This is a genomic window from Paractinoplanes deccanensis (assembly GCF_016862115.1).
Lineage (GTDB): Bacteria > Actinomycetota > Actinomycetes > Mycobacteriales > Micromonosporaceae > Actinoplanes > Actinoplanes deccanensis.
In genome coordinates this window covers 1-14361 of sequence record NZ_BOMI01000019.1, presented here as the reverse complement: position 1 = coordinate 14361, position 14361 = coordinate 1, and the positions used below count along the sequence as shown (strand labels likewise).

General features: G+C 72.3%; 12 protein-coding genes and 1 pseudogene. 4 read left to right on the top strand and 9 right to left on the bottom strand.

The features are described from left to right. Together Ade02nite_RS06295 and Ade02nite_RS06290 are read right to left on the bottom strand one after the other, a co-directional pair. Positions 1-999, bottom strand: a pseudogene (locus Ade02nite_RS06295) (hypothetical protein); the annotation flags it as partial. Positions 1000-1057: 58 nt separating this feature from the next. After that, positions 1058-1594: a GNAT family N-acetyltransferase gene (locus Ade02nite_RS06290; protein WP_203760566.1), complete on the bottom strand. Its 537-nt coding sequence runs from the start codon at positions 1592-1594 to the stop codon at positions 1058-1060. Between the two features lie 54 nt (positions 1595-1648). Between Ade02nite_RS06290 and Ade02nite_RS06285 the strand changes: the two genes are divergently transcribed. Then, on the top strand, positions 1649-3334 hold the full coding sequence (locus Ade02nite_RS06285; RefSeq protein ID WP_203760565.1) for a serine/threonine-protein kinase: 1686 nt from the start codon (positions 1649-1651) through the stop codon (positions 3332-3334). On the opposite strand, the gene Ade02nite_RS06280 is transcribed toward Ade02nite_RS06285, so the two are convergent. Then, positions 3331-5712, bottom strand: a complete 2382-nt coding sequence (locus tag Ade02nite_RS06280) for a Tex family protein (RefSeq protein ID WP_203760564.1) — start codon at positions 5710-5712, stop codon at positions 3331-3333. The two genes, Ade02nite_RS06285 and Ade02nite_RS06280, sit on opposite strands and share 4 nt — an antisense overlap. A gap of 201 nt (positions 5713-5913) precedes the next feature. Here Ade02nite_RS06280 and Ade02nite_RS06275 point away from each other — a divergent pair, with 201 nt between their 5' ends. Beyond that, entirely contained in the window at positions 5914-6633 is a 720-nt protein-coding gene (locus Ade02nite_RS06275) for a PP2C family protein-serine/threonine phosphatase (protein WP_203760563.1), read from the top strand. A gap of 5 nt (positions 6634-6638) precedes the next feature. Here the strand turns inward: Ade02nite_RS06275 and Ade02nite_RS06270 are convergent, their stop codons facing one another. Continuing rightward, positions 6639-7871: an MFS transporter gene (locus Ade02nite_RS06270; RefSeq protein WP_203760568.1), complete on the bottom strand. Its 1233-nt coding sequence runs from the start codon at positions 7869-7871 to the stop codon at positions 6639-6641. Continuing rightward, positions 7871-8416 (bottom strand): helix-turn-helix domain-containing protein, encoded by a 546-nt coding sequence (locus Ade02nite_RS06265; RefSeq protein ID WP_203760562.1) that lies wholly within the window; start codon positions 8414-8416, stop codon positions 7871-7873. Before Ade02nite_RS06265 ends, Ade02nite_RS06270 begins: the two co-directional genes overlap by 1 nt. Before the next feature lie 80 nt (positions 8417-8496). Between Ade02nite_RS06265 and Ade02nite_RS06260 the strand changes: the two genes are divergently transcribed. Next, on the top strand, positions 8497-8811 hold the full coding sequence (locus Ade02nite_RS06260; protein ID WP_307871203.1) for a PspC domain-containing protein: 315 nt from the start codon (positions 8497-8499) through the stop codon (positions 8809-8811). Positions 8812-8897: 86 nt separating this feature from the next. On the opposite strand, the gene Ade02nite_RS06255 is transcribed toward Ade02nite_RS06260, so the two are convergent. Genes Ade02nite_RS06255 through Ade02nite_RS06245 form a run of 3 tightly spaced genes read right to left on the bottom strand, consistent with a single transcriptional unit; the run spans position 8898 to position 12582 of the window. Continuing rightward, entirely contained in the window at positions 8898-9413 is a 516-nt protein-coding gene (locus Ade02nite_RS06255) for a TlpA family protein disulfide reductase (protein ID WP_203760561.1), read from the bottom strand. After that, the gene (locus Ade02nite_RS06250; RefSeq protein ID WP_203760560.1) at positions 9410-10879 is read right to left on the bottom strand and encodes an NADH-quinone oxidoreductase subunit NuoF family protein; all 1470 of its coding nucleotides are present in this window, start codon (positions 10877-10879) and stop codon (positions 9410-9412) included. The genes Ade02nite_RS06255 and Ade02nite_RS06250 overlap by 4 nt, the downstream gene beginning before the upstream one ends. Beyond that, positions 10876-12582, bottom strand: a complete 1707-nt coding sequence (locus Ade02nite_RS06245) for a translation initiation factor III (protein WP_203760559.1) — start codon at positions 12580-12582, stop codon at positions 10876-10878. The genes Ade02nite_RS06250 and Ade02nite_RS06245 overlap by 4 nt, the downstream gene beginning before the upstream one ends. Before the next feature lie 364 nt (positions 12583-12946). Between Ade02nite_RS06245 and Ade02nite_RS06240 the strand changes: the two genes are divergently transcribed. Continuing rightward, positions 12947-13729 (top strand): hypothetical protein, encoded by a 783-nt coding sequence (locus Ade02nite_RS06240; RefSeq protein ID WP_203760558.1) that lies wholly within the window; start codon positions 12947-12949, stop codon positions 13727-13729. Positions 13730-13814: 85 nt separating this feature from the next. On the opposite strand, the gene Ade02nite_RS06235 is transcribed toward Ade02nite_RS06240, so the two are convergent. Next, positions 13815-14012: a hypothetical protein gene (locus tag Ade02nite_RS06235; protein ID WP_203760557.1), complete on the bottom strand. Its 198-nt coding sequence runs from the start codon at positions 14010-14012 to the stop codon at positions 13815-13817. Positions 14013-14361: the final 349 nt, after the last annotated feature.

Sequence of the window (14361 nt, the reverse complement as noted above, 5' to 3'; positions counted from 1 at the left end):
GGGCTCGCTGGACGGCGGGGTGGGCTCGCTGGACGGCGCGGGCGACTCGCCGGCCTGCGACCAAGACGACGGGCCCTCCGGCGAAGGCTGGTCCGCCGGCGAAGGCTGGCCGGCCGGCGGCGCGGCCCACGGCGAGGGGGCGTCCAAGGTGGACGGCTGCGGAAACGGCGGCTGCGTAACGAAAGGCGGCGCGAAGGGCGGCTGGGGGTAGCGCGGCCCCAAAGGCGCCGGATAACCAGCCTGCGCGAACGGCGGCGGAAAGGGAGGCTGCACAAACGGCGCCGCGGAGGAAGGCTGCGCAAAGGGCGCCGCGTAGGCAGGCGGCCCGAAAGGCGCGTACGGCGCCGGGAAGGGCGCGTAGCCCAGAGGATGACCACCGGCCGGCCGCCCGGGCCGGAAGAAGCGGTTCGACGGCCCCACCAGCAGCATGACCGCCGTGACGATCGCGCAGGCGAAGGCGAGCACGAACGCCGTGAAGGTGATCACCTCGAAGGCCGCGCTCCAGCCCGCCGCGTCGAGGGCGGCCAGCTTGTCGTAGAAGGCCTCCCCCGGGTACGTGGTCGGGAAGTCCTCGGGGAACGGCTCGTCCGCGTACGGCTCCTCGTCGAAGCCTCCGATCAGGAACCCGAAGACCAGGAAGACGCCGAAGCCGCCGACCAGGCAGCCCAGCAGCGACAGCACGATCGGCGCGGCCATGCCGACCAGGGTGAGGATGCGGCCGACGTTGTTGCCCCTGCGCACCAGGAACGCCGTGACGCCGAGCCAGACGGCCAGGACCAGCGCGGGGATCGCGGGAAACAGAGTGCCCGACAGGTTGTACGACCGCTCGTCCGCGACGTCGGCCGGGTTGGCGCCGGTGGCCAGGGCGGCCTCAGAGATCAACCCGTCGTACTGGACGGCGCGGGCTATGCAGGCGCCGATGAAGAGCGTCAGCATCGCCACCACGGCGATCTGGAACCAGAAGGCGACCTTGACGGTAGCCGGGAGGGGCTGAGTCACCGCGCGGACTGTACGGATCGACGGGCGGCAGCGCGACCGCCGGACGGTCAGAACAAGATCATTCGAGGAGCCACTCGGTGGCGAGGAGGCCGAAGATCAGGTCGTCGGTCCATTCGCCCTTGATGAACGTCTGCTGGCGCAGCAGGCCCTCGCGGGTGAAGCCGAGCCGCTCCATCAGCGCCGCCGACGCCACGTTGCGCGCGTCGCACTCCCCCGCCACCTTGTGCAGGCCCTGCACGCGGAACAGCCGGTCGAGCACGGCGCGGACCGCCTCCGTCGCGTACCCCTTCTTCTGGTGTTCGGTGGCGAGGGTGAAGCCGACCTCGGCCTGCTTGAGGTTGTCGTGCAGGTGCACCGCCACATCGCCGATGAGGTCGCGGTCGCGGATGCGCTCGATCGCGTACTGGAACCAGCCGGGCTTGTCGGGGTCGGAGGCCATGAAGTTGGCGACGGCGGTCTCGGCGCGCGGCAGCGGGAACGGCGCGTCCCACGACTGGTAGCGCGCCACCGCGGGATCGGAGCGGTAGGCGGCCAGGACGGGCGCGTCCGAGGGCCGGAAACGCCGCAGGATGAGCCGTTCCGTCGCGATCAGCATGGGACGAATCTACCGGCCGGAAACGCAACGACCGCGCCCGATACAGTGCACCTCATGCCTGGGGAGCATACGGAACCGTTGCGTCCTCGCGACCCGGCGCGACTGGGCTCCTACGAGCTGGTCGGCCGGCTCGGCGAGGGCGGCATGGGCACCGTCTATCTGGCCAAGTCACCGGCGGGCGTGCTGGTGGCTGTCAAGATGGTGCGCGCCGACCTGGCGCACGACGACGAGTTCCGCCGCCGTTTCCGCAGCGAGGTGGCCCGCGTGCGGCAGGTGCCGCCGTTCTGCACCGCGGAGGTCCTCGACGCCGACCCGGACGCCGAGCATCCCTACCTCGTCTGCGAGTACGTGGACGGTCCCACCCTCGCCGAGGTGGTCGAGGAGCGGGGCCCGCTCACCGCCGCCAACCTGCACAGCGTGGCGATCGGCGTGGCGACCGCGCTCACCGCCATCCACGGCGCCGGGGTGATCCACCGCGACCTGAAGCCGCGCAACGTGCTGCTCGCGCCGGGCAGCCCCAAGGTGATCGACTTCGGGATCGCGCGGGCCATGGAGGCGACGAGCGACAACACCGCGGCCGAGCAGATGGTGGGCACCGTCGCGTACATGGCGCCGGAGCGCTTCGGGGACGGCGACGTGCCGCTCACCGCGGCCGCGGACATCTTCGCGTGGGGCAGCGTCGTCACGTACGCGGGAACGGGCCGCACCCCGTTCGGCGGCGACTCTCCCCCGGCCACGGCGGGCCGCATCCTCACCCGCGAGCCGGACCTGTCGGGGCTGAGCTCGCCGTTGCGCGACCTGGTCGCGTACACCCTGGAGAAGGACCCCGCCAACCGCCCGACCGCCCGCGAACTGCTCGACCTGCTGGTGGCGGGCCCGTCGCGGCCCGCGGCGACGGCGGCAGCGCTCGACGACCAGCCCGACCTGCGCGTCGCCGCGACGAAGGCGCAGTCGGTGACCGGCCTGATGCCCCGGGGCTACGAGGAAGACTCGATCATCACGGTGCCGATCACGGCCGTCGACGGGCCGGTCGAGCCCGAGCCGGAGCCGGAGCGCAAGCACCGCTGGTTCATGCCCGTGGCCGCCGCGGTGCTCGTGCTGGCGGTGATCGCGGGCGCCATGATGGTGATCTTCGGGCGGGAGCCGGAGACCTCGGCGACCCCGCCGGGCGGGGCGGTGACCCCGATGCCGATGCTCATCCAGGACGACCTGGCCGCGGCCCGCTACTGGCTGCCCAAGACCGAGCCGGACGGGCACTCGGCCTGCGAGTTCACCGACGGCTCCCTGGTCGCGCGGGTCGACGGCCGGCGCCTCTACAAGTGCCCGGGCCCGCAGGACCAGCTGCCCGCCGAGATCAGCGCCGAGGTCGGCGTGCGGTTGCTGGCCGACAACTCGTGCGCGGCGATCTGGTTCCACTTCGGCGCGAACAAGGGCTACCTGGCGCGGGTCTGCGCGACCAGCGTCTACGTCGGCACCCACAAGGGCTCCGAGGTGGCGGTCACCCGCACCATGCCGCTGGACCGGCCGATCGAGGTCGGCGGCCCCGCCACCCGCGTCGGGCTGCGGGTGGACGACGGCATGGTGACGGTGACGCGGGACGGCGCCGTGGTCGGCCGGGCGCCCCTGACCGACCCGCAGATCACCGGGTCCCGGCTGCTGCTCGGCGTCTACCCGGACCGGGACGCCCCGGAGAGCGGCCCGTTCCGGGTGGCCTTCGACCACATCGCGATCGGCGCTTAGTCCTTCGTCAGGCCGGCCCGGCGCAGGGCGTCGGCCATCGCGCCGCCGTTGAAGCTGCGCTGGTCCTGCTGACGCGGCCGCTGGCCGCCGCCCTGGCGCTGCTGGCGGGGCTGGCCCTGGCGGGGCTGGCCCTGACCCTGGCGGGGCTGGCCCTGACCCTGGCGCGGCTGTCCCTGGCCCTGGCGCGGCTGGGAGGAGTCGCGCGGCTTGCGCACGGGCTCGTCGGTGAGGCGCATGGTCAGCGAGATCCGCTTGCGCGCCTCGTCGACCTCGAGCACCCGCACCTTGACCACGTCGCCGGACTTCACGACCTCGCGCGGGTCCTTGACGAACGTGTTGGACAGCGCCGACACGTGCACCAACCCGTCCTGGTGGACGCCGATGTCGACGAACGCGCCGAACGCCGCCACGTTGGTCACCACGCCCTCGAGCACCATGCCCGGCTGGAGGTCGGCGATCTTTTCGACGCCCTCGGCGAACGTGGCCGTGGTGAACTCGGGGCGCGGGTCGCGGCCCGGCTTCTCGAGCTCCTTGAGGATGTCGGTGACGGTCGGCAGGCCCACCGTGTCGGTGACGAACTGCTCCGGCTTGACCTTGCGCAGCACCTGGGTGTTGCCGATGACGCTCTTGAGGTCGGCGCCGACGGTGGACAGGATCGTGCGGACGACCGGGTAGGACTCGGGGTGCACGCTGGACGAGTCGAGCGGGTCCTCGCCGCCCGGGATGCGCAGGAAGCCCGCGCACTGCTCGAACGCCTTGGGGCCGAGCCGCGCCACCTTCTTGATCTCGGAGCGGTTCTTGAACGGGCCGTTCTGGTCGCGGTGCAGCACGATGTTCTCGGCGAGCCCGGCGCCGATGCCCGACACGCGGGTCAGCAGCGGCGCGGAGGCCGTGTTCACGTCGACGCCGACCGCGTTCACACAGTCCTCGACGACCGCGTCGAGCGAGCGGGAGAGCTTCACCTCGGACAGGTCGTGCTGATATTGCCCGACGCCGATCGAGCGTGGGTCGATCTTCACGAGCTCGGCGAGCGGGTCCTGGAGGCGGCGGGCGATGGAGACCGCGCCGCGCAGCGACACGTCCATGCCGGGCAGTTCCTGGGACGCGTACGCGGAGGCGGAGTAGACCGACGCGCCGGCCTCGGAGACCATCACCTTGGTCAGCTTCGCCTCGGGGTGCCGCTTGATCAGCTCACCGGCGAGCTTGTCGGTCTCGCGCGACGCGGTGCCGTTGCCGATCGCGATGAGGTCGACCTGGTGCTTGCTGGCCAGCGCGGCGAGCCGGTGGATCGACTCGTCCCACTTGTTCTGGGGCACGTGCGGATAGATCGTGTCGGTCGCGACGACCTTGCCGGTGCCGTCGACCACGGCCACCTTCACGCCGGTGCGGAATCCCGGGTCGAGTCCCATCGTCGTGCGCGTGCCGGCCGGCGCGGCGAGCAGCAGGTCGCGCAGGTTGGCGGCGAAGACGCGCACGGCCTCCTCCTCGGCCGCCTGCCACAGGCGCACCCGCAGGTCGGCGCCGAGGTGGATGAGGATGCGCGTGCGCCACGCCCAGCGGACCGTGTCGGCGAGCCATTTGTCGCCCGGGCGGCCCTGGTCGCTGATGCCGAAGCGGGCGGCGATGCGCGGCTCGAAGGTCGACTCGTCCTCGGGCTCGGGCTCCATGGTCAGATCGAGCACGCCCTCCTTCTCGCCGCGGAACATCGCGAGGATGCGGTGCGAGGGCAGCTTCGCGTACGGCTCGGAGAAGTCGAAGTAGTCGGCGAACTTCGCGCCTTCGGTCTGCTTGCCGTCGGTCACCTTGGCGATCAGGCGCCCCCGGGTCCACATGCGCTCGCGCAGGTCGCCGATGAGGTCGGCGTCCTCGGCGAACCGTTCGATCAGGATGGAACGGGCGCCGTCGAGCGCGGCGGTCTCGTCGGCCACGCCCTTGTCCGCGTCGACGAAGGCCGTCGCGGTCGCGCGCGGGTCGAGCGACGGGTCGCCGAGCAGCTGGTCGGCGAGCGGCTCGAGGCCGGCCTCGCGGGCGATCTGGGCCTTGGTGCGGCGCTTCGGCTTGTACGGCAGGTAGATGTCCTCGAGCCGCGCCTTCGAGTCGGCGGCGAGGATGGCCTGCTCCAGAGCATCGTCGAGCTTGCCCTGCTGGCGGATCGACTCGAGCACGGCGGCCCGGCGCTCCTCCAGCTCGCGCAGGTAGCCCAGCCGCTCCTCGAGCGTACGCAGCTGGGTGTCGTCGAGGGTGCCGGTCACCTCCTTGCGGTAGCGGGCGATGAACGGCACGGTCGCGCCGCCGTCGAGGAGCTCCACGGCCGCGGCGACCTGACCTTCGCGGACGCCGAGCTCGGAGGCAATGCGCTGATGGATCGCTGTCGTCACGCCGACGATTGTCTCCGATGCCCCGGCGGCTTGTCCCGCCACCCCGCGTGACGCACCCTCTGTACCGCTCCTGGGGGACACCCGCAGGCCCTTGAAGAACCCACACGCCTTGGGCAAATCATCCAAGACTAGGCCATCGTCTTCGCGGCTTGATGGGAGGTACTAGAGACATCCGTTTCGGCCTTTGGCAGTCTTGTGGGCATGACGCTTGTAGTCCGGGCGGTCGCTGCCACCGATCAGGGCCTGGTGCGCTCCAACAACGAGGACGCGGTCTTCGTCGGCAACCGTCTGCTCGTGGTGGCAGACGGCATGGGCGGCTTGCCCGCCGGCGAGCTGGCCAGCGACATCTTGGTGCAGGCCCTCGCCACCGTCGACGACAAACCGGACGAGGGCGAGCCGCTCCAGGACCTGTTGGAGGCGCTCCAGACGGCGAACGGCCGCATCGAGGCCGCTGTCGCCGACGACGACGCCCGCGACGGCATGGGCACCACGGTCACCGCGATCATGCTCTCCGGCGACCGGGTGGCCGCGCTCAACGTCGGCGACTCGCGCTGCTATCTGGTCCGTGACGGCGAGATGCAGCAGCTGACCCGCGACGACACCTACGTGCAGGCGCTGGTCGACCAGGGCGTGCTCAGCGCCGAGGACGCGCGCCGCCACCCGCAGCGCGCGCTCGTGACCCAGGCGGTGCAGGGCGGTCCGTTCCGCCCCACCGGCCGCATGATCCCGGTGCAGGAGGGCGACCGCTTCCTGCTGTGCAGCGACGGCCTGAGCGACTACGTCGAAGACGCGGTGATCCGGCAGACGCTGCTCGACAACCCCGACCGCAAGACGGCCGCTGCCGAGCTCGTGCACCGCACGCTCGAGAACGGCGCCCCCGACAACGTCACCGTGATCGTCGCCGACGTCACCCGGGAGTAGCGGCGTCACGCGGGAGTGAGCTCGGCCGCCTCGGGCAGCTCCCGCATCGTGCGCAGCGGCGAGAAGACGATCCAGAGGACGCCCAGCAGGGCGCCCACCGCCCCGATCCACAGCGCCGGGCGCACTCCCAAAAGCGTGCCCAGCGCGCCGCCGAGCAGCGCGCCGATCGGCCTGATGCCGTAGTTGACGGTGCGCTTGAAGCCGGAGACGACGGCGAGCATGGCCGGCGGGGTCGCGGCGGTCTGCACGGAGCCGACGGCGATGTCGAGGATCATGACGCCGGCGGCGGAGAGGAACTCGGCGGTGATCAGGGCGGCGAGGGTCACCGGGTCACCGGCCCAGGGCACCAGGATCAGCGGCGCCGGGAAGATCAGCATCCCGGCGATGACGGCCGGCCCGATGCCGATGCGGCGGCTGAGCGGGCCGGCGACGGCCGCGCCGACCAGGCCGCCGATCGAGCCGATGCCGATGACCAGCCCGAGCGTGCCGGGCGAGACGTGCAGCTCGGTGGTCACGTAGAGCACGAAGAGCGCCGAGAAGATGTAGTTGAACAGGTTGAGCGTGGTGGCGCCGAGCAGCACGGCGCGCAGCACCGCCGAGCGGGCCACGAACCGGACGCCCGCGGTCATCCCTCTCGGCTCGTCCTCGGCGGCCACCGGCATCTCGGTGACCTCGGCGCGGCGCAGGAAGGCCGCCGACGCGAGATAGGTCAGCACGTCGGCGAGCAGCGCCACGGGAGCGGTGAGCCACTGCACGAGCCCGCCGGCGACCGACGGCCCGGCGACGAACGACGCGGCCCGGCTGCCGTTGAGCAGGCCGTTGGCGTCGACGTAGTCCTCGCGGCGCACCAGCGAGGCGAACAGGCTCGCGTGGGCGACCTCGAAGAGCAGCGAGAACGTGCCGACGGCGAACGCCACGACCACCAGCGCCGGCAAAGTGAGCGCGCCGGCCCACCACAGCGCGGGCACCGCGAGCAGCAGGACGGCCCGGCTCAGGTCCGCGACGATCATCACGCGGCGCTTGCCGGGCCGCCGGTCGACCCACGCGCCGGCGGGCAGCGACAGGAAGAGGTTCGGCAGCAGCGCCGCCGCGGTGAGGTAGCCCATCTCCGCCGGCCCGGCCCCGACGATCAGCACTGCCGCCAGCGGTACGGCGATGAGCGTGACCTGGTCGCCGAAGAGCGACACGGTCTGCGCCGACCAGTAGCGCCGGAAGGTGGCCTCGCGCAGCAGCCGCATCACCGGGGCACCGCCATCTGGATGATCTGGATGAGCCGCGACCCCTCGGGCCGCAGCGCCGGATCGGCCATGCGGTCCGCGTACCTGCCGATCAGCGCCTCCATCTCCTCGGTGAGCGCGCGCAGCTCGGCCGCGGTGACGTGGACCAGGGCGTCGCCGAAGCCGGCCGCGGCGCGCCACTCGGCGGGCTCGTCGCCGCGGGCCGCCAGATAGTCGCGCGCCCGCCGTGTGTAGTCGTCGAGCAGCACGCTGTTGAGCTGGTCGGTGGCGGCGCGCATGTCCTGGTCGTCGGAGTCGTCGGCCCACGACGTGCTGGGCGAGGTGGCCCGCCAGGGCCGCTCGCGGCCGTCGGCGCCCGGGACCCGCTCGGCGAAGCCGTACTTGGCGAGCTGGCGCAGGTGGAACGAGCAGTTGGGCACGTTGTCGCCGAGCGCGGCGGCGGCCCGGGTGGCGGTCATCGGCCCCTCGCTCCGCAACAGGCCGATGAGCTTGAGGCGCAGCGGGTGGGCGTACGCCCGAAGGCTCCGCGGGTCGTTGAGCTCCATACCCTAGAGAATGCTTTAGAAAGATGTCTCTAGCAATACTTCAGGGTGAGTGGATCAGGGTTCGGCCAGGGTGGTTCCCGATGCCGCCGAGGCGGCGCAGGGCCGACGATGGATACATCGACGACCTCTCCAGAGGAGATGTGAAGAACATGAACGCCGTGCACGAGAGCCTCAGCCGACAGGGCCTCACCCGTCCGCGGGAGGGCCGGATCCTCGGGGGCGTGTGCGCCGGCCTCGCCCGCCGGTTCGGCATCGACGCCTGGCTGGCCCGCCTGCTCTTCGTGGTGGTGCTGTTGGCCATCCCGGGCAGCCAGCTCCTGGTCTACCCGATCCTGTGGATCCTGATGCCGTCCGAGAAGCCGGCGTACGCGACGCCCTACCCGCCGGCCGCCTGACCGGGACAGCGGACGATCGGCACGGCGCCGCCGAGCCGGGGCACCACGCCCGGCCGGTGGCGCGGTCGCGTGCGCCGGGCAGCGCCTCAGACCGCCAGCGACTTGACCTCGGCGGTCAGCTGGAGATCGTCGAGGTATCCCGTCTTGCGGACCTTGCCGGTCTTGTCCAGCACCACGTACAAGCTCTGCTGTGTGATCTTGAATTTCTTCCAGATCGCGCCGGCCTGGTCGTCCAGGTGCGGCACGGCGCTCAGCTCGAAGTCGTCGACGAACTGGTGCATGGCCTTGTTGTCGCCCAGGCCGGCGATGCCCAGGAAGTTGACCTTGCCGCGGTACTGCTCCTCGAGGTCGCGCACGCTCTGCGCCTCGCTCGCGCAGGTGGCGCACCAGGGTGCCCAGAACCAGAGGACGGTCGGCAGGCCCGCGAGCACGCGCGCGTCGTACGGCTTGCCGTCCAGGGTCTTGCCGGTGAAGGCCAGCGTCGCCGGCGCCGCCGTCGCACCCGGATCGGGCGGATCCCAGGCGGCGGTCGTCTGCTCCTCGGGCGCGCCGCACCCCGCGGCGAGCAGGGCAGCCGCCAGCAGGACGGCCCGCCGCCTCACTTCGTCGCCTCGGTCAGCCGCAGCGCGAGCGCCGGGCACACGTTGACCGCCTTGCGCGCGCCGTTCTCGAGCCACGGCGGCAGCGGGGTCTGCGGAAACGCGGGGAAGCCGTTCGAGTCGAGCCGGATGATCTCGGGGGCGACCGCCGAGCAGAGGCCGTGACCGTCGCAGCGCGACCAGTCGACAGCCAGCTTCCGCGCGCCCTGCTCCGCCGTGTACGGCAGCGGCAGCACGCCGCGGACCTGCTTGCCGCAGCCCTCGCCGTTCGTGTGCGCCTCCACGTCGCGGGCGAAGACCTCCAGCGCCGACAGCGCGAAGCGGGCGGTGCCGTCCGGGTGGCTGCACGCGCCGCGGCCCTTGACCACGCCGGCCGCCTGGCGCACGTTCTCCACCGCGTTGCCACCCAGCGACACCAGCGTGACCGCCCGGGCCAGGTCGGGCAGGCCCAGCCGGCACGGTCCGCACTGGCCCGCCGACTCGCCCGCCAGATATTGCACGACCTGCGAGACCTCGCCGAGCGGGCAGGTCTTGGAGCCGATCGGGATGAGCATGCCCGCGCCCAGGGTGCCGCCGACGCCGGCGAAGCCCTTGCGCGAGATGGTCACCGTCTGCGCGGCCTCGGCGCTGATCCACTTGCCGTGATAGCCGCCGACCAGCAGGCCCGGGCCGATGTCCGCGCCGCACATGGTCAGCACGTCCATCAGCGGGGTGCCGGTGGGCGCCTCCACGACGGCCGGGTTCGTCGACGAGCCGCCGACGGTGAGCATGACCGTGCCCGGCTCCTCCGGGATGCCGACCGCGTTGTACTCCCACGGCCCCAGCCGGGCCGCGATCGCGAGCTGCGAGAACGTCTCGGCGTTGGAGAGCAGCGTGGGCAGGCCCATGACGCCGTTGTCGCTGGAGCGGACCTTGCGGCCGGGCGGGATGTGCGCCTCGCCGTTGATGCCGCGCACCAGCGCGCCGCCCTCGCCGGAGATGAAGCGGTGCGGCACGGTCACGATCCGGGTCGGGCAGGGCATCCGCCGCTCGGCCAGCGCCGCGGTGATCGAGCTCTGGCCGATGCCGTCGTCGGCGATGCCGATGACGATCTCCTCGGCGTCCAGCGCCGCGGCGGCGAGCGCGGCGCCGTCGAGGATCAGGTGCGGGCCGCGGGTGAGGATCGCCTTGTCCTTCCAGGACGGCGGCTCACCCTCGGTCGCGTTCACCACGATCACCGGCGGCAGCTCCTGCCGGCGGCACGAGTCGAGCACGGCGCGGACCTTACGGGCGAACGGGAAGCCCGCGCCGCCGCGCCCGCGCAGCTCGATCCGGTCGGCGAGACCGATCAGCTCGCCCGAGGACAGGGCGGCGAAGCCGCCGTGCACCTCCTGGTGGGCGACCAGATCGAGCCGCCCGTACTCGTCGAAGCCCGCGGTGATCCGCGGAGTGCCGATCGCGGTGACCGGCGGAACCTGCGACGCGCTCAATTCGCTTCCCCTCGCAGCTGCGACCAGTACGCGTCGTCAGCCACATCGTCGTCCGCCCGGCCGCGCCCACCGCGACGGGCCCCCCGGCCCGCCTGGACGCGTACGGGTTCCTGCTGCTCACGCCGGGCGCGCCGGGACGCCATGTCGACCAGGGTCGGCGTCTCGTCGTCGCCTTCGAACTCGACGAAACCGCTGCGGCTGTGCCGCCCCGAGTCGGCGCTGTCGATGTCGGCGCCCCGGTCGCGCCGGGCCCGGGGCGCATCCTCGATCTCCCGGTCGTAGCGGGACTCCGAGCGCGACCGGCGCGGCGGCGGGACGTCGTCGGCGTAGCGGCCACGCTGGCGGGGCACGTCGTCGTACTCGTCGCGGCCCTCGTAGAGCGGCATGTCGCCGCGGCGGCGGGACGGGCGCGCGGCCGGCATGTCGTCCTCGTCGGCGTAGCGAGGCTGGCGCGGGACCGGCGGCTCGTCGTAGTACGCGGTCTCGTCGAGGTCGCGGCGGCGCATCCGCGTGCCGGTGTCCTCGAGATCCGGGCGGCGCATCCGGGTGCTCGTGTCCTCGAGATCGGGGCGGCGCATGCGCGTGCTCGTGTCCTCGAAGTCGGGGCGGCGCATCCGGGTGCCGGTGTCCTCCATGCGCATCCGGGTGCCCGTGTCCTCGGGCGCGTAGCGCCGGCCGCGCGGCTCGTCGTACTCGATCTCGTCCTCGACCCGGCGGCGGCCCCGCGGCATCGGGATCTCGTCGGTGAAGTCCGGGCGGGCCATCAGGCCGGTCGGCTCGTCGAAGCCGTCGCGCCGGCGCGGCGCGACCAGGTCGTCCATGGGCAGCGCGGGCGGCGGGGCGACCGGGCGGAACGTGTCGACCACGGCGACCGGGCCCAGCGTCTGCGGCTCGGGCTCCGGCGCCCGCTCGCGGCGGGACGGCTTCTTCATCGCCGGCGAGCTGGTGGGCACCAGCGTCCCGACCGGCTTCAGGCCACCGCTGCCGGCCTGCGACGCGAAGTCCTTGCGGCGGTTGAGGCTCACGGAAAGGCGCACGGCCAGGCCGATCAGCACGCCGAGCACGCAGACGATGTAGCTGACCGTCACCCAGGTGGCCGCGGGCCGGCCGGCGGAGAGGCCGTGCACCAGGGCGATCGGCCACATCAGATAGGAGACGGCGTGGATCGAGCGCCACATCCAGGGCTTGCCGCGCCCGACGAACCGGGAGCGGGCGATGCCGGTCCACATCACCAGCACCATGATCCAGCCGGACAGGGTGCCGAGGCCGACGTACAGCTTGTTGCCGGCCGCGAGGAACGGGATGAAGGCGTCGATGACGCTGATGTGCTGCTCGACGATCTTGGTCCAGACGTGGACGAAGAGTGCTGCCACCGCGATGACGCCGGTGGTGCGGTGGGCCGACTGCAACAGCACCCGCTGCCGGATCGACAGCACGAGCCGGTCGGTGGCGACCAGGCCCACCATGATGGTGATGGAGAGCGACACCAGTGCCACCACGCCCATGTAGTACTCGGCGTAGATGAAGAAGTAGTAGTAGCCGACACGGCCCGGCGCGGTCATCATCGCCACCGCCCAGATCGCCGCGAGCACGCTCACGACGAGCACGAGCACCGTGCCCCGGGAGGCGGGTTTCGTACCGGTAGCTCCGACATCGACGGCCACACGATTGGCGGATCGCTGGTTGTTCTTCGTCCGGGCCATTGACTCCTCGTTCTCCGCAGCGGTCACGTCCCGTTGGGCGGTGGGACGCCGGCACCCGTGGGGAGTGCCCCGTGCTCCTGTCGCGGGCAGCGGCCGGTGTCGCTCCGGTCCCCGCCCATCCCCCATCTACGTGCCGGGCGCGAGTTCGGATGAACGCGAGGCGGCGATTTTGTCGGCTACTTTCCAGTCGCCTCCGACGAAGCGGCCCTGAGCTGCGCAGACACGCCGGAGAAACCAAGACCTAAGGGAAACTTAAGGAACTCGTACGGAGTGACCCGGCCCACCCGGTGAACCTTTCGGAGCCCGCCTCCGAACCCTCCTACGCGTGGGCGTATCGACGCCCGTGCGGAAGGAGATGATCGGCATGCGACACCTGGCGGCAGGGGGCGCCGCCGCGCTGGTCGCGGTGGGCCTGTTCGCTACACCCGCACGCGCCGACGTGGACGGCTTCGCCGTGAAGATCGACCAGGCGCCCGCGACCTTCACCATCGGCAAGGCCGCCCGCACCCTGACGGCGGTGATCTCGACCGAGCGCGAGGGCCGGCGCTGCCTCAAGGTGCGCTGGGCGCTGACCGTCGAGACCAAGGGCGTCAGCCTCGACCAGATCCGGGTCACCCGGGTCGAGAACGACCAGGCCTTCGGCGTACGGGCGGGCATCGAGGACGACGCCGCGCAGATCGTCGACCAGCGCCTCGACCCGGGCCAGCTCTGCCGCGACCGGACGGTCACCGGCCAGTGGGCCATCGCCTTCGAGGGGCCCGACGACGGCGAGGTCACCTTCACGGCGCGCGCCCTGGACGCGACCGGCCGGGTGCTGAGCACGACGTCGTCGGGAGCCCAGGTGGTCAGCCCGGTGGCGGCTTCGGCCTCACCGTCGCCCTCTCCGTCAACGGAGTCGCCGGCGCCCGAACCCACCGAGGAAGAGGCACCCGCCGCCGAAGACTCCGAGCCCTCCCCCGCCGCGCTCGTGCCGGCGTCGAGCAGCACGAGCGTGCTCGGCATCGGCCTCATCGTCGGCGCGCTGATGGTCTTCGTCGGCGTGGGCATGCTGCTGCGGCTGCGCGCCCGCAACCGGCGCAACGCGGCCTGGGCGGCCGAGGCGCCGACCGGCTTCTACACCGCGCCGCGCGGCGGCCGCCGGCCGTAACGGCTCCGCGCGCTCAGACCCGGCCTCGCGATCCAGGGCGGGTTCCGCACCGAACGCCGGGCCGCCTGCCGCACGCGAGTCCTTTTCAGGCGACGTCCACGCCTTCGATGCTGATGCCGCCGAGTGAGCCGACGTGCCGCGCCGAGAAGTCACCGCGGTCGATGACCGTCAGGCCGGGCCGGGCCTTGCCGACCACCACGCGGCGCCCGCAGGCGTCGTCGGTGCAGACGAAGAGCACCTCGTGGGCGTTCTCCGCCTCGCAGACCATCTCGTGAGATGCCATGTCGACCTCGATTCTGGCCGGGTTGCCGGGATACCCCCGGCGGGCGGGGCTCAACCGTCGCTCTTCATTGTGGAGGCCCCTCGTGGACGAGACCCCCGGGCGCGCTGGTCGCGCTCTCCCAGGGCAGCTGCGGCTTACGCCGGCTGCCGCCTTCCATGGTCTTCCTCGGCGCCGAGTTCAACGTCCAGCCGGTACGCGTCCGCGGCACCCCGCCGCCCACCGCGCAGCCGGCCCGGCATGCCCGAACTCGCCACCCACCCCGCTCGAACTCACCGCCACCCGGTCCGACACGCCCGAACTCGCCGCCGGACCCCGCCCGGCACGGCCGAACTCACCACCCGCCCCGCCC